Raw genomic sequence first — 18977 nt, 5'->3', positions numbered from 1 at the left:
GGTGAGCAATGTGGATGTGCAACCCAGTAATCTGACGCTCAATCGGCATGGCCATCCCCTTCTAGCCTATCCTGCTTGAAGCAACTCAACTTCGTCTCCACCCGACTGCCAATCCACCTCTTTCAGAATTACCCTCCCAGTCGCTGGCACGCTCGCGAGGCTTCGTCGCGTGAGGCGTACATGTCAAATCTGATAGCATAGTCTTCGTAACAAGTGCAACAAATATGTAAATAAGGGGGCATGTGCCGTGGTTAGATCGTTGACACACGGGAGTTCTGGGGCGTTGATTGGTCGTACACCGACATGCTTTACGACTCTCCGTCCAACGTGGTGGACTGCACTGCGAAAACGCTTCACCGCGTCCGTGCTTGCCTGTGCCCCAGTCTGAGGTCAACAATGACGAGGCGCATCGCAAATCTGACTCAAGGCACTTTTGTTCGAATCGAGTCTTCACCCTATTCCGATTGGGGAGTTGGAAAACTCATCGACATCCAGGGGGCGCTTGCGCGAATCCAGTTTTTTGATGCGCCTGGCGCTGCTTTGCCCGAGGCGGTGGAAGTGGCACTATCGCATGTGAGGGGCGCCATGCTGCCCGTACAAACACGTGTGTATCGCCGCATGCAGGGAGGACGCTGGCAAGTCGGCCGGGTGCAGGAGGGCGAAGGCCCAATTTTGTTTGTCCAGTTTCCCAATGGCGAGACCGTCAACGTTGAGGCCGAACATTTGGAGGTGCGCTGGAGTCGCTCACTTACCGATCCACTGCCACTGCTAGTATCTGAGGCCACAGAAACCCCATTTTTGGCGGATGCGCGGTCACGTTTCGTTCGCGCAGTGGCCCGCCAGCACTACGCCGCTGCCGGTATCGATGCGGTGTTGTGCTCGGCAATCGATTTGGTGGATTACCAATTCGATGTTGTGCGGCGGGTTCTGACAGACCCCATCCAGCGCTACCTGCTGGCGGATGAGGTGGGCTTGGGAAAGACCATTGAGGCGGGCATCATCGTGCGCCAATTCTTCATCGACGATCCATCCGCTGAGGCTGTGTTGATCGTTCCCTCCGCTCTGGTGTACCAGTGGCGACGGGAGTTGTCCGGGCGTTTCGGCCTGGGCAATGAATTGGACGACCACTTACATGTCATTGCGCATGACGACCTGGACTGCTTGACGCAAGTCATCGCCAGTGCCGGGATGCTGGTGGTCGATGAGGCTCATCATCTGTCGCGGCAATCCACAGTCCAGCAACGTCAGCTTTATGCGCTGCTCGAATCGCATGCCAGACGCGTGCCGCGACTGCTGCTGCTATCGGCGACTCCGGTGTTGGGAAACGCCGAGGAGTTCCTACGGGTCTTGCATCTGCTCGATCCTGTGGTTTTTCCGTTGGAAGACCTCGAGGGGTTCAGGCGACGGATCGCCTCGCGTCAGGTAATCGCCGAAGTTGTTTCCACTCTCGTGCCGCAAAACGTCTGGGGACTAGGACCAGATCTTGAGCGCTTGTTGGAAAGCTACCCTGGCGATCACCTGCTGGTCGCCAAAGTTGGCGCTCTTCAGAAAGTCCTGGACACCTTCCCGGATGAGGAAAACGAGCAGTTCTTAGCTGCACTTGACGACCTCAAGACGCACTTGGTCGAGACCTACCGTCTACACCGCCGACTGCTGCGTAACCGTCGCGCGGCGGTGTCCTGGGCGACCCCCCGGCGGGCGGGCATGCGATCCGTCGTTTTCACTGGCCAAGCCACGGCGACTTGGCGCGACCGCCTCGAAACCTTGCGTCTCGCCGCGATGGCCGAGGGGAGTCTGACGCCTCCAATCGAGCAGGCTCTGCTGCATTCGGCCGTCAACCCCAATGCCAGTGCGCCGCTACGGCAGGCGCTGTCGCAGGCAGGTCTCGATCACCCGGACTTGCTGGCGCAGGCTGAGGCGGTGGACCACGCGGTACAGCGCCTGCGCGACGATCCAGCGCGGGTCGTTTCGCTATGTCGGCAAGTGCGGGCGCTCCTGGAAACCCCGGGCATGCAGGTTGTTGTCTTTTGCGACCGCCCTGAAGACGCGGATCGGGTGGCGCAAGCCTTGGCCGGGGAGGTCGGTGATCGGGTCGTGCGTCACGAACCGGTCGAGGTTGACGAAGATGGCGAGATCATGACCCCTCAATGGGATCAGTTCCTCAGCGCCCCCGAACGCATACGCGTGCTGGTGTGTGATGTGCGCGCCGAGGAGGGCGTCAACCTGCATGGTGGACGTAAAGCCGCGATTCATTACGACTTGCCAGGCTCACCCAACCGCATTGAGCAGCGTTTGGGACGCCTGGACCGCTACGGCACCGGAGACCCCATCGTGAGTTACGTCTTGCTCGATGAGGCCAATGCAGACGAGGCCGCCTGGGCCTCAGTTCTCGATCATGGGTGGGGAGTCTTCGGCCAGTCGGTGGCCAGTTTGCAGTACCTAATCGAATCCACCGCCGGGCCCCTGGCGCGGGAGTGGGTCGAACTGGGCACGGTGGCCCTTGAAACGCATGCCCAGCAACTGGGGGGGGAAGACGGTTGGGTCCAGTGCGAGGTGCGTCAACTCAATCACCAAGACGGTTTGGATGCCATGGCTAACCGGGAAATTCCGGGCATGGAGGCCTTGGAGGATGAAGACAGCAATTGGGTCGAGTGGCGCACGGCTTTCAAGGCCTTGGCGATCGAAGCGCTGCAATTTCATTGGCGCAGTGAAGACGAACCCGGCGCACCCTCCGCAGACACCCCCTTCCGCTTGGGATACACCTATCGCGACAGCGGACGCACCACCCTGTTGCCGTTGACGGGATTCCTCAAGCACTTCCTGGCCACCGTCGATCAGCGCGCCTCCGGAGGCAGCGCGCGTCTGCCATTGACACAGCGCTACGCCTTTAAGCGTCAGACCACGACGAGTCGACGCGGTCTGGCCCAGGGGATCCGCCTGCTGCGCATCGGGGATCCACTTGTCACGTCGCTGGAGCAGTTTTGCGCGAATGACGACCGCGGTAGGGCGTTCGCGGTATGGCGGGTCGATCGGCAGTACGAGGTGAGTGACCCCAGCGGGGCAGATCTGTACTTCCGCTTCGACTTCCTGGTACGTCCCGCCCTGCCGAGCGAAGCGTCGGAGGGCGTATCCGGCGCGGAGAACCCCTCACAACAACTGCACACCCAGGCGCTTGCACGCAAGGCCAGCACCTTCTTGCCTCCGCTGGCATTGCGCGTGTGGGTGCAGGGCAATGGCGAGGTCGAACTCGCCCCTTCGGACTTGTTGACCAGCGAATATGCCGACAACTGGAAAGGCACACGCAGAGACTTCAATTTGAACGTTCGCCGCTGGCGCAGCCTGCCAGTGGACATAAAGTCGACATGGATGCGCGACTGGGCAGACTTGTGCGAGCGCCAAAGGCAGACAGCCATGGCAACGGTTTGGCGCCTGCCGCAGTACCAGAGCCACCTCCAGCAAGCATTGCGGGCCTGCGTTCAGGAGCGCCACTTGCGCCGCTCGCAAGGCGAAGCGCGGGCCAGTCGCCTGGCCGGTGCTGCCCAGGCACAAGAGTTGGAAGAACTGCGTCAAGCCGATGTGATGTACGCCGCGCTGGAAGCGGCAATTGCCCATCCGCACCTCGAACTCGACGTGGTTGGCGCTGTGTTCCTGGCCTCAGATTCGCCCTTTGAAGAATGAGTGCTGCCCTGTTTTCCGAGAATGACCTCAGGGCGGCCCTGGCGCACTGGCCGGACAGTGCGTCCTACCTCGAAGCCAAGGGCACCACTGACAGCCTGTTGGACCGCCTTCGGCAATGCCTGCGTGATCTGCTGCGGCAAAGCGGTACCGCCACATTTGTGGACTTGATTGCACTCCTTCGGCATTGGCTATTGGCCCAGGCTCGCGGTGGCGAGGCGCCCTGGCTGGAAGTGCCGCTTGCACCGCCTTGGCCCTCCAGTCAGGTCTGGAACGACCACGGCTTTGAAGTAGCCGATCTGGGCAGTTGCGCCCAAATCCGTCCCCACTACCCACGGCTACCGTGGCTTGGGGAGCAGCACGACCTGTTTGACGATGCGTTCAATGGGATCGAGACCCGTCTGTCCACACGCCTGCCATCTGACCCACTTCTCCGCTCGCTGATGGAACTGCCCACCTACACAGGTCCGGGCCAGCGCGAAGCCATCCGGGCGCTGCTGCATTTGCCCGCCGACACCACCCTGATTGCCAACTTACCCACCGGAAGCGGCAAATCGCTTCTGGCCCAATTGCCACCGCTGGCGGCCAACCAAGGCACCCTGACCCTGGTCATCGTCCCGACGGTAGCCTTGGCCATCGACCAGGGTCGCCGGATGGCAGAGTTGTTCGAGCGGCGCGATCCCCAGTGGACGGATCGCCCCCTGTCTTTCCACAGCGGGCTGAGCATAGAACAGCGCTCGGCCGTCTTTCAGGCCTTGCGCCGTGGTGAGCAACGCGTTTTGTTCACCTCGCCGGAGGCCGCCACCGGTTCCCTGAGAAGCCTGTTGGTCGACTGCGCGCGCGAGGGCCGTATTTCGCATGTTGTGATTGACGAGGCGCACCTGGTTGTGACTTGGGGCAGTGGGTTTCGTCCGGCTTTTCAACTGCTGCCAGCGCTGATCGCCAGTCTGCGGCAGGCGCGTGGTCCAGACGCCCCCCAGTCGATTCGCGTGATACTGGCCTCCGCCACCCTCACACCACACACCGTCACGAGCTTGCAAAGCCAGTTTTCTGGATCAATGGGGCACTGTGTGGTATCTGGGATCTTTCTGCGCCCCGAGCCGCGCTATGCGATGGAGTTGCTGGCCTCGCCGGTCGTGCAACTGCGGTGCGTGTTGGAGGCGGTCCTCAAAGCGCCTCGCCCCTTCATCTTATATGTGACCCGCCCTGTTGAAGCCGAGGAATGGCTGCGGCGTTTGTCCGACTGTGGACTGGGCCGGGTCGCCGCCTTCACGGGCGAGACGCCCGCCCAGCAACGTGAGTTGCTGATGACGTTGTGGGACACCAATGCGCTCGACGGGATGGTCGCGACCTCCGCTTTTGGCCTGGGCGTCGACAAGGCCGACGTACGTGCCGTCATCCACGCCACCTTGCCTGAATCACTTGATCGCTTTTATCAAGAGGTGGGGCGCAGCGGCCGCGACGGCTTGGCTTCGGCCAGTTTGCTGCTATATACGGACCAGGATGTGGAGCAGGCCCGTGACATGGCGGGACCGACGCTTATTGGCAACGACCTGGGCTATGAGCGGTGGGTAGCCATGCTCGACGATCCGGCTCGTCCGATCACGGCCGATGGCGAGGTTTGGGTCAACCTCAATCGCCTGCGCGCTGGCCTATCGAGCCATGGCAAGAGCAACCGGATCTGGAATTTGCGAACGCTCAATCTGATGGCTACGGCGGGCCTCATTGAGATCATGGGTCTGAGTGCCCGCGCCCCCGACAGTGCCCCCTCGAGCGAGGACCAGGAGTACACCGACGCGCAGGTGACGTTTGCGAGTGTGCGCATTCGCCATCCAAACCACCGGGATGTGCTGGTATTCGACGAGCGCATGAATGCGGCGCGTGACAGCCTGCTCCAGTCAACCGCCGACGCATTCGCTTTGATGTACCGGGCCGCGCAGGCTCAGATCGAAATCTCGCAGGCCTTGATCCAACTCTATGGCCTCGCATTACCCAATCATTGGGGTCCGGTCACAGCTTTCTGTGGCGGCTGCAACCAGCACTGGGGAAGCCAGCGCATGCCACTGCGGCAACTGAGACCCTTTGTGGCTCGGATCGATCGGTTCTCCCCAAGGCTTGAGCAAACGCCCGAATTGCAAAGCCTGCCGCGCGAGCAAGCCAATCTCGTATTCGTCGCAACAGCGGATCTCGCTCGCATGTGTGCGGATAGTCGCTCGAGCTTGGCCATGCTTTTGCAAAAGGTGCGCCCCCATTCACTGTGGATTCCGCAATCAGCCAGCGACCGGTTGGTCGATTCGATCGTCAACCAACTCGTGGCGGTTCGCAGCGATACCTTCATTGATCGCTTCGATCCGCGCGACCCGACGGCCCTGCGCGGTGGTTCGGATGAAGTTCGATTCCTGCTGTGGATCGAACCGGTGATCACGCCCGAGGCGGCTGTAGCACTGCGGACCTCCCCCAGTGTGCTGACGATCGTCTTTATCCATAGCCACTTGCCGGATCCCGAGCGTCCGGATCGGCCGTGGTCCTCGGTGGTTGCCCATGCCGACGAGGACGCGGTCTTGCGAAAGTTAATTGCATGAGCTTGTTAAACATCACCAACGACGGGCTGCCCAATATCTTGGGCGTGCTGCACGCCACCGTATTGCGCGCCACCAAGCCCATGGCCGAGGCAGACCTGCTGGAGGCCGTATCGCCGACCGCGATCGTGGAAGACGATGGCCAGATGGCTCGCAACACCTTGAATCGGTGGACGGAACTGGGCCTGTTTGTTCGTGAAGGCGGGCTGATTTCTGTCAAGGAAAAGCTATCGAGGCGTCGTGCCACGGCGCTTGAAATACTGCCGTTCACCCGCCGAATGGCTTGCCGCCAAGCCTTGGCGGAAGAAAACAACCCTGACCTGTGGGCCAGCCAGAGCGCACGGGCCGCCGACCTCACCCGCTCGCTGGCATGGATGCTGGCCCAGGACGTATATCGGGCCTCATTCGCCCAGTTTGAGACGCAGGAGTCGCAGCAGATTCTTGACCCGGAGCGCCTGCTCATGCGTAACTCGACCCGTCGCTCAGGCCTTCAGTACTGGGCTCCCTTCCTGGGGTTCAGCCGGCATCCGTTTGCAGCGGTGGATCCCACTGTTGCTGTGCGAGATGCACTCGCGGAGGTGCTGGGGCCGGGCGAGGGCCTGCCCGCACCCCAGTTCGTCGAGCGCCTGGGGGCGGTCTTGCCTGTATTGGACGGCGGGCGCTGGCAACTCGAGGTACTGAAGTATGTGGACCCCTCAGCGTTGCCGCCCCGCCAGCCCGGACAACTCTCCAGTGCGTTATCCCGCGCGCTGCTGACCCTTTGGGACAGTGGCGAGTTGCTGCTGCAGCAAAAGGCCGACCTCGGCAGTTCGGTGACCCTCACCGGCGCGGGGGGCGCCCGCAGCGACCTGACCTTTCAATGGATTGCCCGTCCGCAGGAGACCAAGGCATGAACTCCATGGAACAGTACTGGCCATCGGTCGAACATGCGACCGAATGCTTGCGCACCGAAGCCGAGACGGTTGATGAGGCACTGCTGCTGGCCGTTCACGAGCCGACCACCTTGTTGCGTCGGGCAGCGCAGACGGGCGCTGAAAGCGCGGCCGACGAAGTGGCCTTGCTCAATGAGTTAATGCGCCCGGTGACCGATGGCAGTGCGGTCGTGATTGCTATCACGGGCGCCTCCGGTGTGGGCAAGTCCCACATGGTCCGCTGGCTGCGCGCCCAACTGGAGCGACACCCCCGGCGCCAGGAGTTGGTTGTGGTGTCGATTCCCAAGACCGCCAGTCTGCGCCGGGTGGTCGAATTGATTCTGGAGCCGCTCGCCAGTGAAGAGTATGAAGCACTTAAGCGCGAATTGGCGAGATCCTCCGAGCAGTTGACACCCTCGACCGCCTCCGAGTTGCTCGCCGCTGCGTTGGGTGAGGGGCTCAAGGAGTACCGCGACCGGACCGCCGAATTGGTGAGAGCCGCACCCACTGAGAACGGTGCTTTAGCACCGCATGTGGCCGTGGCCGAACATGTGCGCAGCTTGATCCAAGCGCCGGAAGTGCGGGAGATGTGGCTGAGCAGGGTGCTCCATCGGATCGTCGGGGCCAGCCTAGGCGGTGCCTCCAATCCGGCTGACCGGCAGTTTCGTGCGGACGACTTGGCCCCGCCGCAGCAAGCCGCGGGGCAAGAGTTACCCCTACGGGTCCAGATGGCGCTGGCCTATTTGGGCAATGCCAACGGCCGGTTTCGCAGCACCGCAGCGGACATCCTGCAAGAGGTTCTCGACGCCGCCCTGCGCACGGTGTTTCGGGTCACAGAGGCTCTTCAGCAAAAGTCGATACAGGACGTGGTCGACGACATTCGTCGCCAACTGCTCAAAGATGGCAAGGAGTTGGTTCTACTGATCGAAGACTTGGCGGCCTTGTCGGGGATTCAGCAGCCGCTGCTGGACATCATGATTGCGGAGAGCGATGAGCACGGCCGACGCGTCCGCGCGCCTATACGCACTGCGGTGGCCGTGACCGACGGTTTCCTGGCCGGTCGCCAAACGGTGCTCACGCGGGCCAAAGAGCAGTGGGTGGTTCCCAGCGAAGGCCTAGCCGAAGACACCATCGTCAACAAACTGGTCGACCTGACAGGGCGTTACCTGAATGCCGCACGCTGGGGTGTCCAGAACCTGAAGCAAGAGTTTGCTCGGTCCAGCCAGATCAGCCAGGACCTCTACGCCTGGGTGCCTAATTTCAATGAGACATTAGATGCTGCGGCAGCAGAACGGCTGGACGCTTTTGGTCGTAGCCGACAGGGCTACCCGCTGTTTCCTTTCAACGTGCACGCCATTCGAGGCCTGGCGGAAGCAGCCATGAAGCAAGGGGGAGTCTGGACATACAACCCCCGGGCCTACATCAATGAAGTCTTGCGCAAGACTTTGGCTGAACGTCCCGCGTTCATCGCCGGGCATTTCCCGCCCGCGGGCTTCAAGTCTACCCGCCTGGTGGCCGAAGTGCGTACTGAGTTACAGCGCAAAGGTTATACCCAGGAGAACGCCCAACAGTTGGAAGTGGCGTTGCACTTTTGGGCTGGCAGTCCGAGCCGTCTTGCGGCGGCCCCGGTACCGCGAGCCGTGTTTGAGGCGTTTTCGCTTCCGTGGCCGTTCGATACCGCTAGCGCGCCGGTCCCACCGGTCGCGCCAACGGTACCGAGGGATCCTCTGCCCCCAGATCCCCTCGGTACTCCGCCACCGACCGTGCCCCCGGTGCCCCCGTCCGTACCTGTCCAGGCGATACCAGCCGCCCCCGACATCGCCTCATACGCTGGCGCGCTGGAGGCGTGGACGCCAGCCAATCGCTTGCCCAATGCAAACGCACGGGAGACACGCAACCTGATCGCGCAGGCATTAGGCGAACGCATGGATCTGGGCAATTTCTGCCTGAAAGGACAGAAGGTCGATGCCAGTTGGTTCTGGCTTCCGCCTACAACCACGGCAGGCAACCCGCCCAACGGTCTGGTCGTCCAGGTGGCCCGACCGGACCAGACCATTCCCCCTGGCGTCGTCGCTGGTCTCAAGGCCTTGGCGCGCTGGGAGAAAAACGGCAAATCTTGGTTCTATGCGAATGCGGAAATCGACTACGCAGTTGCCAATGTTCTGCTAGATGCGCTAGAGAGCCAGGTCATGCAGGCTCTTGCGGTCGAGGCGGAGCGTGACACTGCCATGGTGGCGCGGGCGCTCCATATCCAGAGCATCTTGCTGGGATTGAGTACCCGAGGGCAGCCGGACAGTCCGAGCTTGAAGGAATTGATCGGTGTCGGTCCAGATGAATCACTCTTCAATGATCAGCGCGTGGCGCCATCGGTCGGCCAAACCCTGGGGTTGCGTAGTAAGGCCATTGCGGCTCGCTCCGAATTGCAAGGTCGCCTCAAGCAGTTGATTAGTTGTTTCCAGGGCGACAGAGGAGGAACGGTCATGGCTATTGATGCGGATCGCCTCAAGCGAGCTTGGAAAATTGAATTGCCGGAGCGTTGGATCCTAGGGTTGATGAAGACCCACAACCTCAGCGAGGCAGCATCTGACGTTCTCGAACGGGTCTCGAGCGGCAGCCTACCCTTGTTGGTCAACAACTTGCAAAGTACGGTGCAGGTGCTGCTGCCTCAAACCAGCGCCGCGTTCGACGCGGAGCATGCCCGGGTGGCCTGGCGTGAGGAGATGAGGCGATTGGTACAAGAGGCCTTGCAACTGGCCGTGTGGCCGGTGGGCCAGCGTGAGTCGGAGATCCACGCCGTTATCGACCGCTTGGCGGCGGAGAACATGGAATCTGTCATCCAGCGGCTGCGTAAGATGAGTATTCCTCCCGCCGATGAGCCGGCGACGGTGCGATTAGCCGAACTGTGTGCCGTCCCGCTGCCCAGGCTGAGTCAACTGGCGTGTGACGTTGCGGAGTTGAGTCGCTTTTTCAGCGAACTCGCGCGACTGATTGACAGCCAGACCCGATCTGTCGAAATGGAGCAAGCGCTCGCCCAGCGGGAAGAACTGATCAAAAGTTTGGAGTGGGAGCGCTGATGACGACGCTGATTCAGTATTGCAGCCAACTGCGCACCGGCCTGCAAAAGGCCAAGGTCGCCAACCAGACGCGCCAGGAAATCTCCGCGCTGCAGCAGCGCATGCGCGAGTGGGGACAACATGCAACGACCCGCCACGGTTTGGCCGAAAAGGCCCGCATCGTGGATCCGGCCTTGCTCCAACGCGAAGACATCGCGCAGGCGGACAACAGCGTGAAAGCCCTGGCCGAACAGGCCAGGCAACTGCTTCAAGCAGGTGGCAATGTGCAGGACCTGTCAACGGACAGTCTGTGGACTCGCCTGACGAATGCCGCGGAGTCGGCCAATGAACGAGTCCGGGAAGCCGCGCGCAGTCAATGGCGTCAATTTGTCGCAGACCTCGGTCATGTCGATTCGCCTTCGGTCCTTGAGGGGCGAATGCTCAAGACGCCCGCCAATGAAGCACTCCTGGCCAGGTATAAGCAGCAGCACGCGCGGTTCCAAGCGGTGGTCCGCAGCGACTTGCCCACCAGCGCCGCAACGCAGGATGAAATCGCCAACGCAGTAGCGGTGTTAAAGGATTTGCGCGAGCAGCTCAAGGGCACGGCCCCTGACACGGTCCGCCTGTTCCTGAAAGCCGCCGAGACCGGCGGCGCTGCCCTGGAGTTGCTCACTCCCGAAGTGATGGAGTGGCTGCGCGCCAACGATGATCCCGCTCGCTTCGTGATCAAACCAAAAGTGACCCAGACATGGCGCTAGCTCCGGACCTCCAACTCGCCGAGTTCGCACTGGATGAACTCGAAGCCCTGGAGGCGCGCTGCCTAGTCTGGGGCCTGGTAGACAACGCCCTCAGTCGTGATGAAGTGACGGTCGCTTTGCAGAGAGTGCTTGACGCGCCAAAGGCGCAATTCGCCAAAAATGATCCGAACTGCAGCATTCAAACCGCGCGTGACCTGCGCGATTTCTTGGCCACGCACAAGATGCTGTTTGAGGTGCCGTTTGTGGCCGATGAGGAGCCGAGGTGGCGCACACGGATGGCCGAAGGCGTGCGACTGGTCGCGCAACTGCGTCAACTGTTCCCCAAGCACGAGCGCAACAAGTGGGCAGAAGCCGCGACCTTGGTCGCCGACTACCGCTTCCTGCGGCGGCCCCGGCGCTACCCACGCCGGGATCTGGACGCCTCGCAGGTTTTCGCTACGCTGGGTGAGTCCGTCCGTTCACCCTTGCTTTTGGATGCCATCAAGACGTGGCTCGACCGCATGGATAAGGGGGGCGGACTCGCTCAGTTCCAGGTCAAGTCGGCCGAGCGTATCCTCGCCGGCTTGGAGGCGCGCAGTTGCACGGGCACGTTGGTCTCGGCCGGGACGGGCAGCGGCAAGACCCTGGCGTTTTACCTGCCAGCGTTGTCCTGGCTGGCGGCGCAACGGGTGCAAGCGCCAGGCACGCGTGGGGTGCGGGTTCTCGCGCTGTACCCCCGCAACGAACTGCTTAAAGACCAACTGGCCGAGGTTTACGGCCAATGCCGCAAGTTCGATAGCTGGATCACCCGACAGGGCGGGCGTCCTTTGCGTGTGGGAGTGTTGTACGGCGAGACGCCCAACAAGGTGGCCTGGGCCTTGGACAAAAGCAGTTGGCCCTATCACCCGCAAGGCAAACGCGTGCCGTTCTTCAACTGCCCCGAGGACAGCCAGCATGGGGAAATGGTGTTGCGCCGCGAAGATGCGACGAAAGGTCGCGAACGCCTGATCTGTCCGCACTGCAGCGCCGTCGCTGACATCCACACCCTAGCGTTCACCCGCGATGCCATCAAGGCTGAACCCCCAGACATTCTTTTCACGTCGGTGGAGATGCTCAATCGACATTTGTCCAACAGCGATTTGCGGCATGTGTTCGGAGTCGGCCCAGAGGCCGACCGCGCACCCGATCTGATCCTGCTGGACGAGGTGCACCTGTACGCTGGCAGTTATGGCGCCCAAGTGGCATACCTGCTGCGGCGTTGGTGGGCCGCCAGCGGCCGGCGCTCCAGTTTCGTTGGCCTGTCCGCCACGATAGCCGACGGCCAGACCTTCTTTTCCCACTTGAGCGGCTTGAGCGAAGGGGTGGTCAAGGAAATCAAGCCCCTGGAAGATGAGATCGTCGAGGAAGGGGCCGAGTACATGTTGGCCCTGCGCGGCGACCCGGTCTCTCAGACCGCCTTGCTGTCGACCACGATTCAAACGCTGATGCTCAGCGCGCGGATGCTCGATCCGCCGGGGACCTTCGACCGCAAGACCATGCCATTTTTCGGCTGGCGGGCCTTTGCTTTCACCGACCAGTTAGACGCTACCAACCGCCTGTTCAAGGATTTGCTCGATGCCGAGGGCCGCTACCCCAATGGCGGGGCCCCAAATCTGAACAAGCATCCGGACGGCGGATTGGCACGGTTGCGCCGAGGAACCCTACCCATCAGAGGCACCGCGCGGTACTACGCCGGCCAGGACTGGAGTGTCCCTGAAGTGATCGGCCACGACCTGACATACCGCCTGGGCGTTGGGCGCACAACAGCGCTGGACAGTGGGGTCAGTGGCAGCACGGAGGTGGTGGTGGCGACCTCTGCGCTCGAAGTCGGCTTCGACGACCCTGCGGTGGGCGTTGTGGTACAGCACAAGGCCCCGCGCGACATTGCATCTTTCCTGCAACGCAAGGGCCGCGCGGGTCGCACGCGCCACATGCGTCCCTGGACCCTGGTGATCTTGACGGATTACGGACGGGACAGACTGGCGTACCAAGCCTATGACCAGTTGTTCGACCCGGACCTACCGGCGCGCCAACTGCCGATGGCCAACCGCTATGTCCAGCGCATGCAGGCGGTCTACGCATTGCTGGACATCCTTGGCGATTGGACCTGCAACGACATTGCGCCGCTGTCGGTATGGCGAGACTTGTCTCAACCGAATAATGAGGCGGTGCCCCAAGGTTGGACTCGGGAGGCCTTCGCAGCCGTCAAACAGTTAGCCGACGAGGTGAAGTTCCCTCTGACATCCCCATCATGGAAGAAGTTGCAAGACCAGGCGCTCAAACTCGGCCCCAAAGTATCAACGGATTCGATCAAATGGGCAGGCGTCAACTGGCTGAAGAAACGACTGCAGCATCAGCGCGTGGTCAAACTTCTCGTCGAGGTACTCGACAATCCGGCGCGTGCAGAACGTCTGGCCCGGGATCTGGCCGACCGCCTCGCGCTGGGAAGCGATGACCTGAACGTATTGATGTGGAGTCAGCCTCGACCGCTCATGCTCGGGGCCATTCCCACTGCAGTGCGGCGCCTCGCCTCCGGATGGCGCGCCCGCGGTCGTCCAGGTGAGGACCACCCGGCGGGACATCCCCTTCCAGACTACATTCCCGCCAGCCTGTTCGACGACCTCAGCCTGCCGGAAATGCGCATCGACCTCGTCGCACAACAGGGCGAGTTGGAAGATCAGTACATGCCGGTGCAGCAGGGCTTGGGGGAGTTTGCGCCTGGCAAAGTCTCCCGTCGCTACGACGACGCCTTGTGGTTGGGGGTTGATGGCCACACGCTGGCTCGGTACTTTGCTTGCGGGACCACCGAACTGTCGGAAGACGCCGAACTCTTGCCGTGGTTCACTCTCCATGGCAAGCGGGAATTCATTGCGCCGCACGGCCCCGCACTGACCACCTTCAAGGCGTTTCGCCCCCAAACTGCCCACCTTCAGCGCGTGCCTCGTGCTGGCAACGGCGTCCCGGAGTTGAGTGACACCTCAAACGCACAATTGACATGGCGGTCCTTCCACCTGGCGCCGCACCAGGGGTTGACCCTGGTCACACCCGCCCATATCGGCATTAGTCGGTTGATCAAGCAGGTAGTCCTCTATACCCATGCCGAGCAGGCACACGCGGAGGTCAGGCGCTACGCCGTCGGCTCGCGCGCCGAGTTGCGACTGCGCTCGGGGAGTAAGACCGAACGGGTTACGGTGGATTGGCAGTTTCGGCATGAGGGTCAACCCAGCGGGGTGGGGTTTGACATCGATGTGGATGCGCTGGTGCTGGTGCTGGACTTACCGCAGGAGTTGAGTCAGCACATCGACTGGACGGACCCGCAGCGCCAACGCGCCGCCCGTGCCTCTCGGTACAACTGGGAGGCTCGTGAAAACGCCGTGTTCTGCGCGGCGGTGCCTAACCCTTTCCTGCGCGGATGGATCGCCCAGATCTTCCAGATCGCGGCCCTGCAGGTCTCGGTGGCTCAAGCAGTCGACTTGCGGCAAGCCCTTGACCTCGTGGCCGATGGCACCCATCTGGATGTTCTGCTGGCAGTTTTGCAGACAGTGTTCCAGGTGCCGGATCCGAACAATGGGGATGAAGGCTCCGACAAACTGCGTCAGAAACTCAATGAGGCTCTGGAGTCCGACGCGGTGCGCCAAGCGGTGCGTGTCGCCGCGCGGGTGCTCGTTGAACCCATCGACACGGAATGGAACGAGTGGCTGTCCCTCACAATTCGCGCTACCGTCGGTGCGGCCTGCCTGGATGCCATTCAGCAGGCTTGTCCGCAGATTGATCCCGACGGGTTGGTGGTGGACATCGTGGTGCGGCGCGACGACGGTACCGAACCCGTGCAGCCAGAGATTTGGATCTCTGAGGTCAATCCCGGGGGCAACGGCCTCATCGAGAGTGTTGCGGAGTTACTGACCAGTCGGCCCGATCGCCTCTATCGGCACATCGAGGCCGCACTGGGACCGCGCGACTTCGAATGGACCAACGCCCAATTGCGACAGGTGGTGCAATGGCTCGGGGGCGGGCATCCTGATGCGGACGTAACTCAGGCTGTGAGCATGGTGCGGCAAGCGATGAATTCCGCCGAAGCGGTGCGGAACTTTGCCGCGCTGCGCACGATGCTTGTCACACGCGGGCAATCCATCTTCCACAGCTTTAGCGTGGCGCTGAGCATGCGACTGTTGCGCCCAGACAGCCCCGGCGAATTGGATCGACTGTTAGCGTTGATTCATGAGCGCTGGGATGAACTGGAAGCGTTGCACGAGGTGGAAGTGGACGTGCGCGTACTGTGCGCCCTGTTCAGTGTCGACGACCGACTAGACCAAGCCTTTGAAAACGCCGGCCAGTTTCTGCCGGCCGACAACCGACGGGCTTGGCGCTTCGGCGTACTTATGGGCCTGCTTTGGCCTCAAGGCCATGCGCTGCGTGCGGTCGCCATGCCCTGGTCCAATCGCTTTTCGCCGTTCAGCATTGACACCGAGCGTCTGTTGCTGGCGCAGTGGCTGACTTCTCGACCGGATCCGATCGATCTAGCACTGTCGGATTGGGAGGAGCAAGTGCGCGAGCGCCTTCTGTCTACCTCTAGCGCCGTCGTGTCGGTGCAGGCCAGTCAGGCAACTCAGTTGCTGCCTAGGGTAGTCGCTGCCCTGGTGACAGAACCAGTGCAGTTCGAATATCTCAACGTATTTGCCCAACTCACAGAGGTCAAGCGACTCGATGACCGCATCGAGTGGACCTTCTCGATCCCGGATACGCTATGACCAACGTACGTTACATCTTCAAATCGGCGACGACCGCGCCGCGCGCAGCCCGTGACGTGTTGGCCATGGTTCTGGCTGAGGAGTTGCTGCTCCCCAGCAAAACAATCTACCTCGCCGCCCCCTGGGTCACAGACATCGTGATCTTCGACAACTCCACCGGGAGTTTTGAGGGCCTCAATCCGGAGTGGGGTCGCCGCGAAATCCGCTTGATCGAGGTACTGGTGGCCGTTGCTGCCAACAATACGCGCTTGGACATCCGGGTGCGGCCGGATCCTCACAACAAACCATTTGGCAAGCGTTTGTCTGCTGCGCTGGCAGACATTGGCCTGCAAAACACTTGCGTGTGGTCGGAGATTCCAGATTTCCACACCAAGGGCCTACTTACTGATCGAGTCTGGGTTGGTGGATCCATGAACTTCACCGAACGGGGGATCGGTTTGAATGCGGAGGCGCTGACGATCGATTTCAACCCGCAAAAGGTGGCCAGCATCCGCCTGGAATTTGCAAACCATGGCACCAGTCTTTAGTCCATTAACGAACCTGGCGGGGACTACGGCGCAGGCCGTTCTCAGCAGATTTTTCGCGGCAGCCAACACCTATGTCAACCCCTTGGCCGATGCTATGCCTGGGAACACACAGACGGTGCCGCATTCACTGGTCGCCGCTATTACACGGTACGGCAAGGGCTTCCAAGATCGTCCGCTGCTGTTGCCTTTTTCGGAATCAGGAGCCGAACGCACCTGCTGGTTTGTTTGTGCCCATGACGAATTGAGCGCCCGGGGCCTGCACGACGAGATGGTGGCTTTTGTTGGGCCTAGTTTCGGCGACTTCGAAAATGACGGAGCGGTCTTGTCCGCAACGCAAGAAAGTGCGAAATCTGTCCTGACCCAGTCGGGATTGCACGTGACCGCTTTCTTTGCGATTACGTCTAAGTTTGAGCAACGGGTCATCGGAAGTTGGCAGCGCTATTGGCAATTATTGGAACAACGGCCTGCTCGCTCTCGCCAGGAATTGCGTACGTTCCACCAACTGCGCGCCGCGTTTGATCGTGCCCTGGTAGCCCGCAATGAGAGGGATGCCATGGCCGCGATGGCGGCACTGCGCGATCAGCACGGACTCAGCGCAGAAAACCGTGCCTTCCTCGAGATCCGATTGCACGCGACACTGGGACGCTGGGACCGAATCCTAGCCCACCCCCAATGGGACGACCTGCTCAAGGTTCGTCTGCCGCCGGAGACCTATGGCGACGTCTGGGATGCACTGTACGAGACCTACGTCGCTCCATTGGAGGTGCAAGGAGTCGCGAACGAGTTGGTGGGTGCCTTCGCCCAACACGTGCGCATCATGGCCGCGGATCTGCTCAAAGGCCGTGGTCGCAGTCGCCGGCCGGCCGCCCTGAAAAGTTTCTTGCTGCACGAACTGTCGGTGGAGAAACCGTCGGCCCAACTGTGCGCATCCTTGCTCCAGGAACTGGGGCCCAGCGCATTCGGTCCGTCATCCGATGCAATTGCCTTCATGGCTCGGACATTGCAGCCTAAGTCGGGACTGGAGCAGGCGCAGCACGAGATAGAACTGGAGCGCTACGAACAAGCGCTAGCACTGCTGCAACCCTTGCCAGACTCGACCGAGGTCCTGCAGGCGCAATTACGTTGCGCTAAAGAGATCGGGCATCCCGGACAGGCCAGCGCAGCAATCCATCGACTCCTAACTGTCAACGCTGAGATTGCGACGAGAGTGCGGCAGGCTCGACCACGGCTTTTGGCAGATGTCGAAAAACTTGCTGCTCAGAACATCTCCACGCCCACGCTGCCAGGCTCTCAATCAATCCCCGGCCCCGGCAAGACCGATGACATCCTGGTGTACTGGCGTGAGGTGGTCCACTCACCTGAAGCTGCGGCCATGCTTGAGCAGTCCAGCTTTGTTCAATCGTTGTTATCGACGATTGAAGATGTCGCCCTCGACGCGTCGCCCTTGTTCGAGTACTTGTTGCCGATATTGTTCGACTGGCTGGTGATCCGGAACACGCCCGCCAGTGCGTTGGTGCGGGTCTACCTCGGCTTCATCGAGGCACTTCATGTCCGGGACCGCGCGGGTGAAAGCGAACGGGAGATGGTGCGATTGGCCACGCGCCATGCGCTGATCGCAGGCCTTACCCCCGCCGAATACAAAGCTCTGGTTAACCGCCTGGGCGATGTTTTCTCCGAAACACCCTCACCAAGAGAAATCGCCTGGGGACTGGATCTGGCGGACTTGCTAGTCATTCATCCGTGCAGGGATGATGAGGCGCGCCTGCGGTGGACTGCCAAAGTGGTTCAAGCAGCCAGCCAGAGTTGGACACGGCTTTCGATTGGAGAGCGGTGCTTGCTAGAACTGCTGGCACAAGAAGCCGGGCTCTTCGTCCCGCTAAGGCAGTCGAAAGATATGGATGACGAGGTACAGGCTCGAACGGACATTAAGGCGCGCATTTTTCTCTACAGCCTGGATACTCAAGCGATCCGCCGAGCAGCGGTAGTCCTTGAAGCAGCGTTTCCGCAAGCCAAGATTGACATTAACTCCGATGAAGCTTGTACGCAGCGTCTGAAGACTGGAAGCCGTCACGCCGACTGGGTGGTATTCGTCTCGGGGGTCGCTACCCACCAAGCATTCTTTTGTATCAAGGCTGCCTTGCGTGCAGATGCGGTCCTGCTTCAAGTCGACGGCAGTGGCACCACGCGTATTGTGGAACGCGTGATACGGCAAAGCAAATTGGTCTCGGCCACGCCTACGGCCTGATCAGAGGAGTTACCCTCAGCACAGCACGCACTGGTGTGCCGTGCCCTGGCCAAATTAGGCTGAGGCAGCACAATGTGAACTGTGGTTCGAGATAGATCGGTGCATCAATTAATGAGCGAAAAATAGACGGCGATTGAGACCTGCAGGTCACACTGCGCAGACCTCTGAAATCCATGTGTACACAAGTTGTGCCCATGCAGCAGAGGTTGGCGCAGATACTGGCTTCATCTAGGAGGGGCAACGTGCTTGCAGCGCCTTAATCAGTACGATAACTGGCCTCATGTAGTTGAGTTATCCGCATCTGTCACACCAGGCACCATCGATGCCTGGATCAACAGTTGTTGTTGCTCATGTCCTGTGTCTTGAATGGCACGACCTTTGAGTCTGGCTGCTGTCCAGTAGTGGCGACACAGTCCGGTGGTGGTGCCGTGTTTGCCGGTGTTGCTGGGGAATGCGCTGCATC

8 protein-coding genes are annotated in these 18977 nt (G+C 61.1%); all 8 read left to right on the top strand.

Going from position 1 to position 18977, the window contains the following annotated elements:
* The first annotated feature begins 396 nt into the window (after positions 1-396).
* From dpdE to dpdD, 8 genes are read left to right on the top strand one after another with little or no spacing between them, the layout of a single operon-like run.
* Positions 397-3678: a protein DpdE gene (gene dpdE / locus F3J24_RS18475; RefSeq protein ID WP_167009532.1), complete on the top strand. Its 3282-nt coding sequence runs from the start codon at positions 397-399 to the stop codon at positions 3676-3678.
* Positions 3675-6257 (top strand): protein DpdF, encoded by a 2583-nt coding sequence (gene dpdF, locus F3J24_RS18470; protein ID WP_167009530.1) that lies wholly within the window; start codon positions 3675-3677, stop codon positions 6255-6257. The genes dpdE and dpdF overlap by 4 nt, the downstream gene beginning before the upstream one ends.
* Positions 6254-7147, top strand: a complete 894-nt coding sequence (gene dpdG, locus F3J24_RS18465; protein WP_167009528.1) for a protein DpdG — start codon at positions 6254-6256, stop codon at positions 7145-7147. The genes dpdF and dpdG overlap by 4 nt, the downstream gene beginning before the upstream one ends.
* The gene (gene dpdH, locus F3J24_RS18460; protein WP_167009525.1) at positions 7144-10239 is read left to right on the top strand and encodes a protein DpdH; all 3096 of its coding nucleotides are present in this window, start codon (positions 7144-7146) and stop codon (positions 10237-10239) included. Before dpdG ends, dpdH begins: the two co-directional genes overlap by 4 nt.
* A complete protein-coding gene (locus F3J24_RS18455) occupies positions 10239-10976 on the top strand; it encodes a hypothetical protein (RefSeq protein ID WP_167009523.1) in 738 nt (245 codons plus the stop codon). The genes dpdH and F3J24_RS18455 overlap by 1 nt, the downstream gene beginning before the upstream one ends.
* Positions 10967-15742, top strand: coding sequence for a protein DpdJ (gene dpdJ, locus F3J24_RS18450; RefSeq protein ID WP_167009521.1), 4776 nt, complete (start codon positions 10967-10969; stop codon positions 15740-15742). Before F3J24_RS18455 ends, dpdJ begins: the two co-directional genes overlap by 10 nt.
* Complete coding sequence (gene dpdK, locus F3J24_RS18445) at positions 15739-16269, top strand: phospholipase D-like domain-containing protein DpdK (protein WP_167009519.1); 531 nt, start codon at positions 15739-15741, stop codon at positions 16267-16269. The genes dpdJ and dpdK overlap by 4 nt, the downstream gene beginning before the upstream one ends.
* Positions 16253-18514, top strand: coding sequence for a protein DpdD (dpdD, locus tag F3J24_RS18440; protein WP_304515590.1), 2262 nt, complete (start codon positions 16253-16255; stop codon positions 18512-18514). The genes dpdK and dpdD overlap by 17 nt, the downstream gene beginning before the upstream one ends.
* The last annotated feature ends 463 nt before the right edge of the window (positions 18515-18977 follow it).

Origin of the sequence: Comamonas sp. Tr-654 (genome assembly GCF_011752915.1) — a bacterium.
In the GTDB taxonomy this organism is placed as follows: domain Bacteria; phylum Pseudomonadota; class Gammaproteobacteria; order Burkholderiales; family Burkholderiaceae_C; genus Comamonas.
The sequence above is the reverse complement of the archived record's forward strand: the minus strand, read 5'-3'. Positions and strand labels throughout refer to the sequence as shown.

Excerpts from the sequence above, each read along its gene's own strand:
- dpdE (WP_167009532.1), top strand. The coding sequence starts at position 397 with ATGACGAGGCGCATCGCAAATCTGACTCAAGGCACTTTTGTTCGAATC.
- dpdF (WP_167009530.1), top strand. The coding sequence starts at position 3,675 with ATGAGTGCTGCCCTGTTTTCCGAGAATGACCTCAGGGCGGCCCTGGCG.
- dpdG (WP_167009528.1), top strand. The coding sequence starts at position 6,254 with ATGAGCTTGTTAAACATCACCAACGACGGGCTGCCCAATATCTTGGGC.
- dpdH (WP_167009525.1), top strand. The coding sequence starts at position 7,144 with ATGAACTCCATGGAACAGTACTGGCCATCGGTCGAACATGCGACCGAA.
- F3J24_RS18455 (WP_167009523.1), top strand. The coding sequence starts at position 10,239 with ATGACGACGCTGATTCAGTATTGCAGCCAACTGCGCACCGGCCTGCAA.
- dpdJ (WP_167009521.1), top strand. The coding sequence starts at position 10,967 with ATGGCGCTAGCTCCGGACCTCCAACTCGCCGAGTTCGCACTGGATGAA.
- dpdK (WP_167009519.1), top strand. The coding sequence starts at position 15,739 with ATGACCAACGTACGTTACATCTTCAAATCGGCGACGACCGCGCCGCGC.
- dpdD (WP_304515590.1), top strand. The coding sequence starts at position 16,253 with ATGGCACCAGTCTTTAGTCCATTAACGAACCTGGCGGGGACTACGGCG.